Raw genomic sequence first — 13,783 nt, 5'->3', positions numbered from 1 at the left:
CACCCATGGACGGGTTTACACTGATCGACGCAGGTGTGGTCCTCATTATCCTCGTGTCGGGGCTGTTGGCCTATTCCCGTGGCTTGGTGCGCGAAGTCTTGGCGATTGCGGGGTGGGTGATTGCGGGCATTGCTGCCTTTACCTTTGCCCCCACGGTCGATCCGATCATCCGCGAATTGCCCGTGCTGCGCGATATCATCGGCACGTCCTGTCAGTTGTCGATCCTCGCGGCATTCTCCGCAGTGTTCGCGGTGGCGCTGATCCTGATGTCCTTTTTCACGCCCCTGTTTGCGCAGGCGGTGCAAAGCTCGGCCATCGGGCCAATCGACAGCGGCTTTGGCTTTCTCTTTGGGATTGTCCGCGGTGTTTTGATCGTGGCGGTTGGGTTCATCATCTACGATCAGGTCACGGGCGGCGAAGGTGTCATCATGGTGGATGACGCGGCCTCCCGCGTGTTCCTTGCCGATGCGACGCAGGCGATCCGCGACATGATCCCGACGGAGATCCCCAGCGGCATCACCGACCGGTATGAGCAACTCACCGGCCGTTGCGCTCAGTGAGCTGCACGGTGGCAATTTCGCCGCACTCACGCGCTTGCGACATGACAAGCTAATGACAGACCGGGCTGCCCTGCGTATAAGGCAGCGCATCACCGCATATATCGCCCATGGGAGATTCTGATGGACCGTGAGCCGACTTTTCTGAGCCACCCATTCGACGACGATAAACTGCGGGAGGAATGCGGCATTTTTGGTGCCATTGGCATGCCGGATGCAGCCAATTTCGTGGCCCTTGGGCTTCACGCACTCCAGCATCGCGGGCAGGAAGCGGGCGGGATCGTGTCCTACCAGCCGGAGCCGGGCTTCAGCTCTGTCCGCCGTTTTGGCTATGTCCGCGATAATTTCACCAACCCGTCGGTGATGGCGCAGTTACCCGGTAAGATCGCCTGCGGCCATGTCCGCTATTCCACCTCGGGCAGCAAAGGTGCCGCGATCCGCGACGTGCAGCCCCTGTTTGCGGAGTTTGCCATGGGCGGCTGCGCGATTGCGCATAACGGCAACTTGACCAACGCTGATGCGCTCAAGGAGAGCCTGATCGAGCGTGGGTCGATCTTTCAGTCCTCCTCCGACACCGAATGCATCATCCATCTGATGGCCCGCTCCATGGCCCGCTCCATCCCCGAGCGGATGAAGGACGCGCTGCGCCTTGTTGAAGGCGCGTTCTCCGTCATCGCGATGACCCGGACCAAGCTGATCGGCGTGCGTGATCCGCGCGGCGTGCGCCCGCTGATGCTGGGCAAGGTCGGGGAAAAAGGCTGGGTGCTCGCCTCGGAAACCTGTGCGCTCGACATTATCGGCGCGGAATACGTGCGGGAGATTGAGCCGGGCGAAATGGTCATCTGTACCGAAGGCGGCATCGAATCCTCCCATCCCTTCGACAAGGCAAAGCCGAAATTCTGCGTGTTCGAGCATGTGTATTTCTCTCGCCCCGACAGCATGATCGGTGGCCGCTCCGTCTATGAAACCCGCCGCCAGATCGGTGTGGAACTGGCGCGGGAAGCGCCCGTTGACGCGGATCTTGTCTGCCCCGTGCCCGACAGCGGCACTCCGGCGGCCATTGGCTACAGCCAGGAAAGCGGCATTCCCTACGCCATGGGCATCATCCGCAACCAATATATGGGCCGCACCTTCATCGAGCCGACGACAGAAATCCGCAACATGGGTGTCCGGCTCAAGCTCAACGTGAACCGCGCCCTGATCCGGGGCAAGCGGGTGATCCTTGTGGACGATTCGGTCGTGCGCGGCACCACCTCCCGCAAGATCAAGGAAATGATCCTTGATGCCGGGGCGGCGGAGGTGCATTTCCGCATCGCCTCTCCGCCGACGCAATGGCCCTGTTTTTACGGTGTCGATACGCCCGACCGCGAAAACCTGCTCGCCGCCACCATGACCGAGGATCAGATGTGCGCGCATCTGGGCGTTGATAGCCTCAAATTCATCTCGTTGGATGGGCTTTACCGTGCCACGGGCGAGAAGGGTCGCGCGAAAGAGCCGCAATATTGCGACGCCTGCTTCTCTGGCGATTATCCCGTCAAACCCTCCGATATGGTCGCCAAGGGCCGCATCAAACTGCGCGAGAATGCCTGACCCGATCCGATACCGACCGCATCATTTCCTTTGCTCTCTCGGCTTTGAGGGGAAGGGATATTCCGATGCCTTCACCGCCAATATGTCCGCCATCGTCATGGGGCGGCTGCGCGCTGAGGGTGGCGCGGATCAGGTGATCGAGGTCGTCGCCGCAACGGACGATATCTGCACCCCCTGCCCCAAACGGATCGGCAGTCTGTGCGTGTCACAGCCCAAGATAACCGCGCTCGACACGGCGCATGCAGCGGCTCTGTCATTGCATGCTGGGGATCGATTGACATGGGGGGAGGCGCAGGACCGCATCCGCGCCAATGTGCCGCCCGGAAGCCTCAAAACACTCTGCCAGGGCTGCCAATGGGAGCCTTTTGGCATGTGCGAGGACGCGCTCGCCCGTCTGCACGCCCAATAGAAAACGCCGCCCCCTTCTCAGGCGGCGGCGCTCTCATTTCAGTCGTTGGTCCGATCAGGTACGACGCGCCTTGATCGCTGCCCATGCACCGGACACGAGAAGTGCTGCGAGCACCGCCTTGATCGCATCGCCCATCAGGAAGGGTGCCACGAACCCGGCCCAGACAGAGCTTGCCGACAGGCCGACCCAGCCCGCTTCAATCCCTGCCGCACCGGCCACGGCCATCGGCCATGCAACACCGGGGATATAGAGCAGGGCAGAGATCACGAGCGCGGAAATCGCCGTGCCGATCATGCCCTTCGCTAGCCCACGCTCAGCCGCAAGGCCCGCAAGCCACGCCATGCCAACGAAGCCAACGAGGAAACCCGCCGTCGGGCCAAAGAAGGCAATGCCGTTCATCCCGTTCGCGAACACCGGCAGGCCCATCGCCCCCTGTGCGAGATACGCGATCAGCGCTGCAGCACCGAGGCGGCTGCCAAGCGTGAAACCAACCATCAGGATCGCCAATGTCTGAAGAGACAGCGGCACCGGCTGAAGCGGAATGCTGACTTGCGCCGCAATCGCAACGACCCACGATCCCGCCAGCACCAGCGCAACCTTGCGCAGCACGCTTTCAGACCGCCAAACCGCCTGAGAAACTGTCATTTCATGTGTCATAGGGCATTCCTCGCCTTCGTTTTGAAACTCGCTCCGTTGTGCCGTGCCGCAGTGCAATATGTCAAGCGGGACAGACATTCCCCTTGCGTGGCGCGCGCTCTATTGTCAAAAGACGGCCCATGGAAAATACGTTCAAAGATCAGATTGCCATCGTGACCGGCGCATCGCGCGGGTTCGGTCATGCCGTCGCTGTCGAATTGGCCTCACGCGGGGCGCATGTGGTCGCCGTGGCGCGCACGGTGGGTGGGCTTGAGGAGCTGGCCGATAAGGTGGACAGCCTTCCGGGATCCTGCACGTTGGTGCCGCTCGACATCACCGACGATGAGGGGCTGGCGCGGATGGGCCGCGCGATCTTTGACCGCTGGGGCAAGGCTGACCTTTGGGTCCATACGGCTGTGCACACGCCACCGCTGACCCCCGCCGCCCATGTCCAGAAGAAAGACCTGACCAAGGGCACCGCGATCAATTACGTCGCCCTTCAGCGCGCGATCACGATGATCGAGCCTTTGCTGCGCGCGGCCCCCAATGGCCGCGCTGTGTTCATCGACGAGGATGTCGCGGGCAAGCCGCTTCAGGCGGGCTTTGGCGCGATGAAAGCGGCCCAGCGCGCGATGATGCAATCCTGGCAGGCTGAGAGCATCAATACCGGGCCGGAGGTTATCCTCCACACCCCGCCGCCGTTGCCCACCGCGCACCGCGCCCGTTTCTTCCCCGGTGAGGATCGTGAAACCCTGACGCCCCTGCCCGTTGCGGCAAAGGCGCTGGTGGATCGCCTCTCCTAAATCCGGCGCGCCCCGTCGCGGAATACCTGCACCCATTCCAGCACCCGAACCGATTTGCGCAGGCCCGTCGGCCAGAACGGGTCGGATTCGACAAGCTGTTGCACGGCAGCGGCTGTCTTCGCCTCCACCAGCCACAGGCCGCCGGCCCCCGCACCCTGCGCCTTGAGCGGGCCTGCGGCCTCAATCCGGTCCGCATTCGCCTCCAGAAACGCCAGATGCGCCTGCATATGCTGCGCGCGCTGATTGGCATGGGCCTCGTTATCCTCAAATAGCACCGCGAATTTCATCACTCTCTCCCGATTTGGTTCGACCTGAGCCAGTTTACCCTGCAAAATCACCTAACCGATCCGGCAATAACGCAGGAGGTTCTGGTGGAAATGCGGGACATGAATTGGAGCGATCTTCCAGCCCTCCTCGCTGTGGAGCGCGCGGGCAGTTTTTCGGGCGCGGCGGCGCAGTTGGGCGTCAACGAAACAACCGTCGCGCGCCGGATCGCGCGCCTGTCCGATCACCTTGGCGCGCCAGTATTCGCGCGCATCGACGGACGGTTGCGTCTGTGCGACGCCGCAGCACCGCTTTTGACATGCGCGATGGAGGCGGAGGCGGCGATCACACGCGCGTCCTCGTCGGTTGCGGCCACGCGGCATGGGCCCGTTTCGCTCACAGCCGTTTCGGCGCTGATCACTGGCCTGATCCTGCCAGCCTTGCCAGAGTTTCTGGCCGCGCATCCCGGCCTTGAGATCAGCCTGCTGCCCGGCGCGCGGGATTTCGCGTTGATGCGGGGAGAGGCTGATATCGCGCTGCGCCTTGCCCGCCCCCGGGTCGAACCGGATGTGAAGGCGCGGCGCATCGGCGTGCTGCGCTATTCGGTCTATGGCCCGAAGGCCGCGCCATGGATCAGATATGGCCCGGCGCAATCCGCACTCCCGCAGGCGCGATGGCTGGCAGATCAGGCCGGGCCGTCCGCACCCGTGCGGGTGACAGACGCAGCATCGCTGTCGGCGGCGATCTCCGCCGGGCTGGGCCGGAGCATTTTGCCCGACATCCTGGCACCCAACGGGATGCAGCCAAGCGCCCCGTGCCCTGTGACGCGGGATGTTTGGCTTCTGATGCATCCTGACCTTGCGCAACTTGAGCGGATGCGCGCGGTTGCCGATTGGCTGGCCGCCTTGATGCTAAAATGATCAGTCGCGCGGCGGGCCGGGCCGCTTGCGCAGCTTGGTCGCGCGATGGGTCTTGCGATCCGCGAAGGGGTTTTCCCGCTTGCGCAGTTCCAGCCGGATCGGCACGCCGGGCATGTCGAAATCACGCCGCAAACCATTGACCAAAAAGCGGGAATAGCTTGTCGGCATATCCTCTGGCTTGGAACAGAACACGATGAAGGTCGGCGGCCGCGCCTTGGCCTGCGTCATATAGCGGAGCCGGATACGCCGCCCTCCCGGTGCGGGCGGTGGGTGCTGCTGGACCTGTTCAATCAGCCAGTCATTGAGACGGGAGGTCGACACCCGCTTGTTCCAGATCTCATAGGTGGTGACGATCGCCTCGCGCAGCCGCTCCAGCCCCCGGCCCGTCAGTGCGGACACGGTCACAAGCGGCGCGCCCGCCAGTTGCGGCAGCAGACGGTCCCGCATTTCCTTGAGCGCGGCGAGCGTCTGGTTCTTGTCCTCCGCCAGATCCCATTTGTTCACGGCAAAAATCACGGCGCGGCCTTCCCGCTCCGCCAGATCGGCCAGCCGTAAATCCTGCGTCTCAAACGGGATCGTCACATCCAAGAGGATGATAACCACTTCGGCAAATCGTACCGCGCGCAAACCGTCGGACACAGACAGCTTTTCGAGCTTTTCCTGCACTTTCGCCTTTTTGCGGATACCAGCAGTGTCAAAGAGCTTAAATGGCCTGTCGCCCCATGTGACATTCAGCCCGATGGAATCGCGGGTAATGCCCGCCTCCGGCCCGGTGAGGAGGCGATCCTCCCCCAAAATGGCGTTGATCAGCGTGGATTTCCCGGCATTCGGGCGGCCCATCACGGCGATCTGCATCGGCTTGGTCGGGTCGTGCTCTTCCGGCGCGCCTTCGGCATCGAGCGCCACTTGCCGCTCCGCCGCCCGCCGCTCTGCCGCGAAACGGTCATGCCACGGCATCAGCGCGTGGCGCAACTCGTCCAACCCTTCGCCATGCTCGGCAGAGAGCGCAATCGGCTCCCCCAGGCCAAGGCTGAACGCCTCATAATAGCCCGCATCGCCCGCGTTTCCTTCGGCCTTGTTGGCGGCCAAAAGCACACGACCATCGGCCTTACGCCGCAAAATCTCCGCGAAAACAAGGTCATCCGCCGTGACGCCGACACGCGCGTCAATGATGAACAGGCACAGATCGGCCATCTGGACCGCGCGCTCCGTCAGGGCGCGCATCCGGCCCTGGAGGCTCTCATCGGTGGCTTGCTCCAGACCCGCCGTGTCGATCACCGTAAAGCGCAGATCGGCGAGCCGTGCATCGCCTTCGCGCAGGTCACGGGTCACACCCGGCTGGTCATCGACCAGCGCGAGCTTTTTGCCCACGAGGCGGTTGAACAGCGTCGATTTACCCACATTGGGGCGTCCGACAATGGCAAGCGTGAACGACATCAGACCGATCCCTCACGGGGCATGCGGCCCCGATGTGTTACTCAAAGGCGTGCAATACGCCCGCATTCGACAGAATGTAAAGCCTGCCATTCGCAATCGCGGGGGATGACGCAGCGCCGTCTGGAATCGTGAGTGCAGTGCTCAGCGTTCCATCCTCGGCGGAGACAGACAGGACAGGCCCGTGTTCAGTCGCCACCAGCAGGCGCCCACCGGCAATAACCGGCCCATGATACACCACCCGCGTCTCCCCATCAGGGAGCAATTCGTCCAGCGGGCGCGACCAGATGATGCGCCCGGTCTGCGCATCCATCCGCAGCAACACCGCGCGATCCGTGATCACATAGACCGAGCCGCCGAGCACCGCCGCACGGTCCATCGCGCCATCGGCCTGACGCCAGCTTTCGCGGCCCCCTGCCCCTTCGATGGCGACGATGCTGCCGGTCTGGTTGCCCAGATACACGCGTGCATCCTGTACCACGGGCGCTCCCGTGATCTCCCCGATGCTGCCGCGCGCCAATCCCCGCCGCCCATCGCTGACCGCAAAGGACCACAACCGCCGCCCATTGCGCGCCACGATCGCCAGAACTTCCCCAGCGGAGAAGGGCACAAGCGCAATCCCATCGCTCAGCACGGGTGCCGCACTTGATGCGATACCTTCGGCGCCTTTGGAGCCTTGGAATTGCCACACCGTCCGGCCAGTGCCCGCATCAAGGGCCACGGCAAGGTCGGTGCGCGTTACCACAACCACCCGGTTGCGATCCGCAACCGGTGCTGCGCGGAAGGGAGAATCGAACTGCTCCTGCCACAAGATGCCGCCATTGGCGGGATCAAGTGCAGTCACCTGTCCAAATCCGGTCGTCACGAATACCCGGTTGTCGGAATAGGCAAGGCCACCGCCAAAACCGGCCTCGGCCTCTTCGCCCTCCGGCACGAGGGAGATTGACCAAAGCAGGCCGCCAGTCTCTGCGGTCGCGGCGACGGTGCCATTGGCATCCAGCGTAAATACGCGGCCCCCCGCGACGATCGGTTCTGCGGTGATCGACAGGTCTTCCACCGGGCGGCTTCCCACCTGCACGGCCCAAACTTGCGTAAGCACCGCGTCAAGTGCCGGATGCCCGCCCATACCATCAGCCGCGCCGCCGGAATGGGTCCATTGGGTGTTTTGCGTGCTAGGACCAAACCCGGACGGAGCGGCGCCATTGACGGCTGCGGTTTGTGCGGCGCTGATGCGGATCGGTTCGCGCTCTCCCGGCAGGCGCTCTTCCTCATCGGAACAGGCGGTAAGCACCGCCGTGGCGATCAGGGCGATTGCGGCAATGCGCGCGACGGTCATTCCGTCGCTCCGGTCACAAGGCGGGGCTGGCCGGGCGCGTCCGCACCCAGCGCCTGCAACAGCATCTGCGCCCGCTCGCGCAGGGTTTCGGTGGCCTCACTGCTGGCGTCGATCTGCGACAGATCGGCGATCGCGCCGTCCCGGTCGCCCTGCTCCACCCGTGCGATGGCGCGCTGCTCAAGCGCCAGAAGGGTAAAGGCGCTCTGGTTCGCGATCAGCGCCTCTGCAATCGGCAGACGCTCCGTGGCGGGCGCGTCCCGCTCTGCCATTAGGCCCAACAGCTTGAGCCGCGCCAGATCGGCAAGCACCGGGTCCGAATGGGTCAGCGCAGGCTCCAAAAGCGCCTCGGCCTCCACCACATTTCCCGCCTCTGCCGTCGCATCGACTTGCAGGAACAGCGCAACGATGGCCGCATCGGCCTCCTGCTGCGTCAAGGGGGCAAGTGCGTCTGCCCGCGCTTCGGGCGTATCGAGTTGCAATGCGGCCTCAATCGCTCCACCGCGCGCCTGCGCTTCTGCCTTGGTCTGTGCCTTGAGGTATTCGTTGACGGCAGCGCCGCCCACGGCCAACAGGATCACCACCCCCACGATCCAGCCATACCGACGTGCCAGCGCATAAAGTTGATCCTTACGGACCTCCTCTGCGACCTCATCAAGAAAGGAATCGGGATTGCTCACCGGGGGGCCTCATTCGTTTGACTGAATTTCGCGCGAAACTACCTCGCACGTCAGGGAAATGCCAACCCGATTTCACTTTTTGCGTCGGGGGGTGACTTTGCCTCGCAATAAGTGAACTAAACTGTACATTATTTTTGAGATGTGGCATGAATGTTATGGCGCTTAACATTGAAACCGCCTAGCGTCCCGCCCAAATGACGTTTCACGCCTGTGTGATGTAGAACCTCTGAAGTGAGCCATTCCGATGAAGATCGTACCGATCCTGTCCGCCCTCCTCGTCCTTGCCGGGATCTATGTCTTTATTTTTGAGAGGGACCGGTTCATGCCCGCCGCGCCTCCCACCGAAATGGCGGAGGCTGACATCGCCCCCGCCGCCGCGCCGGATGCCACCCCGATGGAGCGGGCCGTTCCCGTCGTTATACAGCCTTCCACCGCGCAAACGGTGGCAAGCGGCGTGATCCTGCGTGGCCGGACGGAAGCGACGCGCCGTGTCGATGTGCGGGCAGAGACGACCGGCACCGTGATATCGGAGCCATTGGCCAGCGGCACGATGGTCAGCGCAGGCCAGCTTTTGTGCGAACTTGACCCCGGCACGCGCAATGCCCAATTGGCGCAGGCCCGCGCGGCCCTTGAGGAAGCGCGGCTGAACGATCAGGCCTCCTCCACGCTGGCCGAGCGGGGATTTGGCTCCGAAACCACTGCAGCGGCCCGGCGCGCGCAACTGGGTGCAGCCCTTGCCGCCGTGGAGCAGGCGGAGAAAGAGATTGAGCGGTTGCGCATCACCGCCCCCTTCGCTGGCACGCTGGAGACGGAAACGGCAGAGCTTGGCGCGCTTCTTCAACCCGGCAGCGCCTGTGCGACCGTCATGTCCCTCGACCGGATCCGCTTTGTCGGCTTCGTGCCGGAACTCGAGGTGGCGCGTATCGCAATCGGCAGCCCCGTCGAGGTGCGCATGATCGACGGCACGACGGTCAGCGGCGACGTGACCTTTGTGGCGAATTCCGCCGATCCGGCGACCCGCACCTTCCGCATCGAGGCCGAAGTGGACAATACCGACCGCCGCATCCGCGATGGGGCCACGGCAGAAATTTCAATCGCGATCTCCGCTGGCGAGGCGCATTTCCTGCCGCAGGCCGCCCTGACGCTGGACGATGCGGGCCAGATTGGCGTGCGCATCGTCCGCGATGGTGCGGCTTATTTCGTGCCGACCACGGTGATCCGGGACGAGATGAATGGTGTCTGGCTTGGCGGACTGCCCGATCAGGCCGATGTCATCATCGTCGGACAGGAATTCGTCAACGATGGGCGCAGCGTGCGCCCGGTGCGCGCGGATGAGGTGCTGCAATGACCGGCATGATTGATTGGGCAACGACCCGGGCGCGGATGATCTTCGCCTTTGTGCTGTTGTCACTGACCGCGGGCGCGCTGGCCTATACCAACCTTCCGAAAGAGGGCGAGCCGGATATCGACGTGCCCGTGCTCGTCGTGCGCGCCCCCCTGCCCGGTGTCGCAGCCGAGGACGCGGAAAAGCTCCTTGTCCGCCCGCTAGAGCAGCAATTGCGCGAATTGGAGGGGCTAAAGAACCTCAACGCCACAGCCGCCGAAGGCATGGCGATTGTCGTGCTGGAATTTGAATTCGGCTGGGACAAGGCCGCCACCATCGCGGAAACCCGCGACAAGGTCGACCGCGCCAAGGCCGATTTTCCCAGTGCCGCCCAAGAGCCCGTGATTTCTGAGATCAACTTCTCCGAATTTCCGATCCTCGTCGTTTCCCTGTCAGGCAATGTGCCGGAACGCACCCTGTTCCGCATCGCGGACGCGTTGCAGGCGGAGGTCGAAGGGCTGCCGCAAGTGCTTGAAGCCGGGCTTGCCGGTTACCGCGAAGAGATGCTGGAAGTGCTGATCGACCCGCTGATGCTGGAGGCGTATAACGTCACCGCACAGGAGCTTTTGGCGGTTGTGACCAACAACAACCAGCTTGTGGCCGCAGGCGAGGTCACCAATGGCTCCGGCGCCTATTCGGTCAAAATCCCGTCCTCCTTTGACGACCCGCAGGATGTCTACAATCTGCCGGTGAAGGTGAATGGCGACCGGGTCATCACCTTGGGCGATCTGGCTGAGATCCGCCTGACCTTCGAGGATGCCGCTGGCACGGCCCGCTATAACGGGGAGCCGACAGTGGCGCTTCAGGTCGTCAAGCGAAAGGGCGTGAACCTCATCGACACGGTGGCGCTGGTCCGCGATACGGTGAACGCGCAGGTCGCGACATGGCCCGCTGAGATGCAGGAGGCCGTCGAGGTCAACTTCTCCATGGACGAGTCGACCAATGTGGCAGACATGGTTAGCCAGTTGGAAGCCTCCGTCCTGACGGCGATTGCGCTCGTGATGATCGTCGTTCTTGCCACGCTCGGGATGCGCTCTGCGCTGCTCGTCGGCTTCGCGATCCCAACCTCATTCCTTTTGACCTTCGCGGTGTTTGGCGCGCTGAATTTCCCGGTGTCCAATATCGTGATGTTCGGTCTGATCCTTGCCGTGGGGATGCTCGTGGATGGCGCGATCGTGGTGGTGGAATATGCGGACAAACGCATCAGCGAAGGCGTCGGCCCGATGCAGGCTTATGGTGCTGCGGCCAAGCGGATGTTCTGGCCCATCGTCAGTTCCACCGCGACGACGCTCTGCGCGTTTCTGCCGATGCTGTTCTGGCCCGGCATTCCTGGTGAATTCATGGGAATGCTGCCGGTCACGCTGATTTTCGTGCTGTCTGCCTCGCTCGTTGTGGCGCTCCTCTACCTGCCGGTCGTGGGCGGCGTCGCGGGCCGCTTGTCCCGGTTCTTTGAGGCGACTGGCGCGCAGTTGCGCAACGCCGTGCCGAAATGGGTGCGTCTCCTCGCGCTCGTGCTGCTTGGGGTGGTCCTGTTTGTCGGCTTCAGCCTGTTGATGGGCGGGCAATCTGTCCCCGGCCTGATGCTGATGGTCGTGGCGATGATGGCCCTGTCTGTCATCGGGGCATCGCTAAAACAGGCGCGGGTAGCAGAGGTTGAAACCGCAGGCTATCACCGCAGGCCAGCAGGCCGGGTCATCCAGTTCATCGTGGGCAATCCGGTCATGCCGCTGGTCACGATCCTTGGCGTGGTAGGCTTTGCGTTTATGGTGACATTCGTCATCTTCCCCCAAAATTCCAACGGCGTGGAATTCTTCGTCGAAACGGAGCCAGAGCGCGCCGTCGCCCAAATCCGCGCGCGCGGCAATCTCAGCCTTGAGGAGAAAGACCGCCTCGTCCGGCAGGCCGAGCAGGCCATGCAGGGTGTGGAAGGGGTCGAGTCGATATTTGCCTTTGCAGGCGATGGTGGCCTTAACCAAAACGGCGGTGGTGCGGCCGTGCCGCAAGACACGATCGGCCAGATCCAAATCGAATTGGAAAGCTGGCGCGTGCGCGGCGATGGCAACGATATCCTTGACGCGTTGCAGGCCCGGTTCGATCAGATCCCCGGCATCATCGTGGAACTCAACGAACAGGCCCAAGGCCCCGCTGATGGCAAACCGGTCCATCTGCGGATCAAGGGCGACAATTGGGAGGAGTTGCTGGTCGCCGCCGGGCAGGCGCGCGCGAAATTCGATGCGACCCCCGGTCTGACCAGCATTGAGGACAGCCGCCCCCTGCCCGGCATCGACTGGCAGATCAATGTGGATGTGGAGGCCGCGGGCCGCTACGGAGCGGATGTGGCAACGGTGGGCGCGATGGTCCAGCTTGTCACGCGCGGCATCCTTTTGGACACGATGCGCACCGAAACATCGGATGAGGAGGTCGAAATCCGCGTCCGCTTCCCCGAGGAGGCGCGGCTTCTCTCCACGCTCGACACGCTGCGCGTGCGCACGCCCGACGGGCTCGTGCCATTGTCGAATTTCATTACCCGTGAGCCGGTCCCCAAACTGGCGGAGATCAACCGCATCAACACCGAGCGCTATTTCGACGTGCTGGCCGATGTGGAGCCGGGCAAGACCCTGATCGAGCTTGTTTATCCGCTCCCCGATGACGCGGACCCTGACGCATCGCCCGAAACACGTGCGCTTGCCTTTGGCGATGTGGCAGACGACGAGGCGCGGTCTGACCTGACGATTGCCGCAGACGTCCCCCGCTTTTTCGGTCTTTTTACGTCGGAAGTAGTGACCAGCTACCGTGTTGATACATGGCTGGACGGGATGACCCAATCGGCCATCCAATCGGCGGTGGATGATGGAGCAAAAGTGCATGTTACCCCCCTCAACGCGAATGTGCTGATTGACCAGCTCACCACTTGGCTGGAGGAGGAGGCAAACCTGCCCCCAACCCTCACCACCGAGTGGACGGGTGATCGGGAGGAGCAGGAGGAATCCGGTGCGTTCCTCATGCAGGCCATGCTCGGCGCGTTGGGGCTGATGTTCGTGATCCTGCTGGCGCAGTTCAACTCGCTCTATAATTCCATCGCCGTGTTGCTCGCCGTGATTTTTTCGGTGGTGGGTGTGCTCATCGGGATGATGGTCATGGGGCAGCCGTTCTCCATCATCATGACAGGGACCGGGATCGTGGCGCTTGCGGGGATCGTGGTGAACAACAACATCGTGCTGATCGACACCTATCAGGAATACAGCCGGTTCATGCCCAAGCTTGAAGCCATCGTCCGCACGGTGGAGGCCCGCTTGCGGCCTGTGTTCCTGACCACGGTGACGACCATGGCCGGGCTTGCGCCGATGATGTTTGCCGTGTCGATTGATTTCGCGAATGGCGGCTATTCCATCGGCGCGCCCACTGCCCTGTGGTGGACACAGCTTGCCACGGCGGTGGTGTTTGGTCTGGGCACCGCGACCGTGCTGACGCTGGTGTTCACCCCGGCGGTACTGGCGCTGCGGGTCTGGATCGGCTTCTTGGTGTTTGGACGGACCACGTTTGACAAGGCATCCGACACAAAAACCCGCCGAAACGACCGTGATCTCGTGAGAGCCGCGCGCAAACGGCGCAACAAGGGCGATATCGTCTGGACCGATATTGACCTGCGGCCCGATCTTGAGATCCCACATCAGCCCGCTGGCCCACATCTGAGCGCGGCGGAGTAACCCAAAGCCCCGGAGCATCGCTCCGGGGCTTCTTCATTGTGGCGGGGTTACCTCCAGTCGGGTCGC

Annotated in this window: 12 protein-coding genes; 7 read left to right on the top strand and 5 right to left on the bottom strand. The window is 63.1% G+C overall.

From position 1 onward, the window contains the following. The first annotated feature begins 5 nt into the window (after positions 1-5). The 3 genes from FHS89_RS12620 to FHS89_RS12610 all read left to right on the top strand — a co-directional run bounded on the left by FHS89_RS12620 (position 6) and on the right by FHS89_RS12610 (position 2,556). A complete protein-coding gene (locus FHS89_RS12620) occupies positions 6-560 on the top strand; it encodes a CvpA family protein (protein ID WP_184012185.1) in 555 nt (184 codons plus the stop codon). A 120-nt stretch (positions 561-680) separates the two neighbouring features. Then, positions 681-2,147, top strand: coding sequence for an amidophosphoribosyltransferase (purF, locus tag FHS89_RS12615; RefSeq protein WP_184012183.1), 1,467 nt, complete (start codon positions 681-683; stop codon positions 2,145-2,147). Next, positions 2,140-2,556: a DUF1284 domain-containing protein gene (locus tag FHS89_RS12610; protein WP_184012181.1), complete on the top strand. Its 417-nt coding sequence runs from the start codon at positions 2,140-2,142 to the stop codon at positions 2,554-2,556. The genes purF and FHS89_RS12610 overlap by 8 nt, the downstream gene beginning before the upstream one ends. A gap of 54 nt (positions 2,557-2,610) precedes the next feature. Here the strand turns inward: FHS89_RS12610 and FHS89_RS12605 are convergent, their stop codons facing one another. After that, on the bottom strand, positions 2,611-3,201 hold the full coding sequence (locus tag FHS89_RS12605) for a biotin transporter BioY (RefSeq protein ID WP_221229434.1): 591 nt from the start codon (positions 3,199-3,201) through the stop codon (positions 2,611-2,613). A 131-nt stretch (positions 3,202-3,332) separates the two neighbouring features. Here FHS89_RS12605 and FHS89_RS12600 point away from each other — a divergent pair, with 131 nt between their 5' ends. Continuing rightward, entirely contained in the window at positions 3,333-3,995 is a 663-nt protein-coding gene (locus FHS89_RS12600) for an SDR family NAD(P)-dependent oxidoreductase (RefSeq protein ID WP_184012177.1), read from the top strand. Here the strand turns inward: FHS89_RS12600 and FHS89_RS12595 are convergent. After that, entirely contained in the window at positions 3,992-4,282 is a 291-nt protein-coding gene (locus tag FHS89_RS12595) for a YciI family protein (protein ID WP_221229432.1), read from the bottom strand. The genes FHS89_RS12600 and FHS89_RS12595 overlap by 4 nt on opposite strands. A gap of 90 nt (positions 4,283-4,372) precedes the next feature. On the opposite strand from FHS89_RS12595, the gene FHS89_RS12590 reads away from it, so the two are divergent. Then, complete coding sequence (locus FHS89_RS12590; RefSeq protein ID WP_246413879.1) at positions 4,373-5,179, top strand: LysR family transcriptional regulator; 807 nt, start codon at positions 4,373-4,375, stop codon at positions 5,177-5,179. Here the strand turns inward: FHS89_RS12590 and der are convergent, their stop codons facing one another. The 3 genes from der to FHS89_RS12575 are packed head-to-tail and all read right to left on the bottom strand — an operon-like array spanning position 5,180 to position 8,626. After that, positions 5,180-6,616, bottom strand: a complete 1,437-nt coding sequence (der, locus tag FHS89_RS12585) for a ribosome biogenesis GTPase Der (RefSeq protein ID WP_184012171.1) — start codon at positions 6,614-6,616, stop codon at positions 5,180-5,182. Between the two features lie 37 nt (positions 6,617-6,653). Then, positions 6,654-7,949, bottom strand: coding sequence for a PQQ-like beta-propeller repeat protein (locus FHS89_RS12580; RefSeq protein ID WP_184012169.1), 1,296 nt, complete (start codon positions 7,947-7,949; stop codon positions 6,654-6,656). Beyond that, positions 7,946-8,626, bottom strand: coding sequence for a hypothetical protein (locus FHS89_RS12575; RefSeq protein WP_184012167.1), 681 nt, complete (start codon positions 8,624-8,626; stop codon positions 7,946-7,948). The genes FHS89_RS12580 and FHS89_RS12575 overlap by 4 nt, the downstream gene beginning before the upstream one ends. A gap of 244 nt (positions 8,627-8,870) precedes the next feature. Here FHS89_RS12575 and FHS89_RS12570 point away from each other — a divergent pair, with 244 nt between their 5' ends. Both FHS89_RS12570 and FHS89_RS12565 read left to right on the top strand, forming a co-directional pair. Beyond that, on the top strand, positions 8,871-9,974 hold the full coding sequence (locus FHS89_RS12570; protein ID WP_184012165.1) for an efflux RND transporter periplasmic adaptor subunit: 1,104 nt from the start codon (positions 8,871-8,873) through the stop codon (positions 9,972-9,974). Further along, the gene (locus FHS89_RS12565; protein ID WP_184012163.1) at positions 9,971-13,717 is read left to right on the top strand and encodes an efflux RND transporter permease subunit; all 3,747 of its coding nucleotides are present in this window, start codon (positions 9,971-9,973) and stop codon (positions 13,715-13,717) included. The genes FHS89_RS12570 and FHS89_RS12565 overlap by 4 nt, the downstream gene beginning before the upstream one ends. Positions 13,718-13,783 lie beyond the last annotated feature (66 nt).

Source organism: Rubricella aquisinus, assembly GCF_014199445.1.
GTDB classification, from domain to species: domain Bacteria; phylum Pseudomonadota; class Alphaproteobacteria; order Rhodobacterales; family Rhodobacteraceae; genus Rubricella; species Rubricella aquisinus.
The sequence above is the reverse complement of the archived record's forward strand: the minus strand, read 5'-3'. Positions and strand labels throughout refer to the sequence as shown.

Bases quoted from the DNA above. Each gene is read 5' to 3' on its own strand.
- FHS89_RS12605 (WP_221229434.1), bottom strand. From the start codon at position 3,201: ATGACAGTTTCTCAGGCGGTTTGGCGGTCTGAAAGCGTGCTGCGCAAG.
- FHS89_RS12570 (WP_184012165.1), top strand. From the start codon at position 8,871: ATGAAGATCGTACCGATCCTGTCCGCCCTCCTCGTCCTTGCCGGGATC.
- FHS89_RS12580 (WP_184012169.1), bottom strand. From the start codon at position 7,949: ATGACCGTCGCGCGCATTGCCGCAATCGCCCTGATCGCCACGGCGGTG.
- FHS89_RS12610 (WP_184012181.1), top strand. From the start codon at position 2,140: ATGCCTGACCCGATCCGATACCGACCGCATCATTTCCTTTGCTCTCTC.
- FHS89_RS12565 (WP_184012163.1), top strand. From the start codon at position 9,971: ATGACCGGCATGATTGATTGGGCAACGACCCGGGCGCGGATGATCTTC.
- der (WP_184012171.1), bottom strand. From the start codon at position 6,616: ATGTCGTTCACGCTTGCCATTGTCGGACGCCCCAATGTGGGTAAATCG.
- FHS89_RS12600 (WP_184012177.1), top strand. From the start codon at position 3,333: ATGGAAAATACGTTCAAAGATCAGATTGCCATCGTGACCGGCGCATCG.
- purF (WP_184012183.1), top strand. From the start codon at position 681: ATGGACCGTGAGCCGACTTTTCTGAGCCACCCATTCGACGACGATAAA.
- FHS89_RS12595 (WP_221229432.1), bottom strand. From the start codon at position 4,282: ATGAAATTCGCGGTGCTATTTGAGGATAACGAGGCCCATGCCAATCAG.
- FHS89_RS12620 (WP_184012185.1), top strand. From the start codon at position 6: ATGGACGGGTTTACACTGATCGACGCAGGTGTGGTCCTCATTATCCTC.
- FHS89_RS12590 (WP_246413879.1), top strand. From the start codon at position 4,373: ATGCGGGACATGAATTGGAGCGATCTTCCAGCCCTCCTCGCTGTGGAG.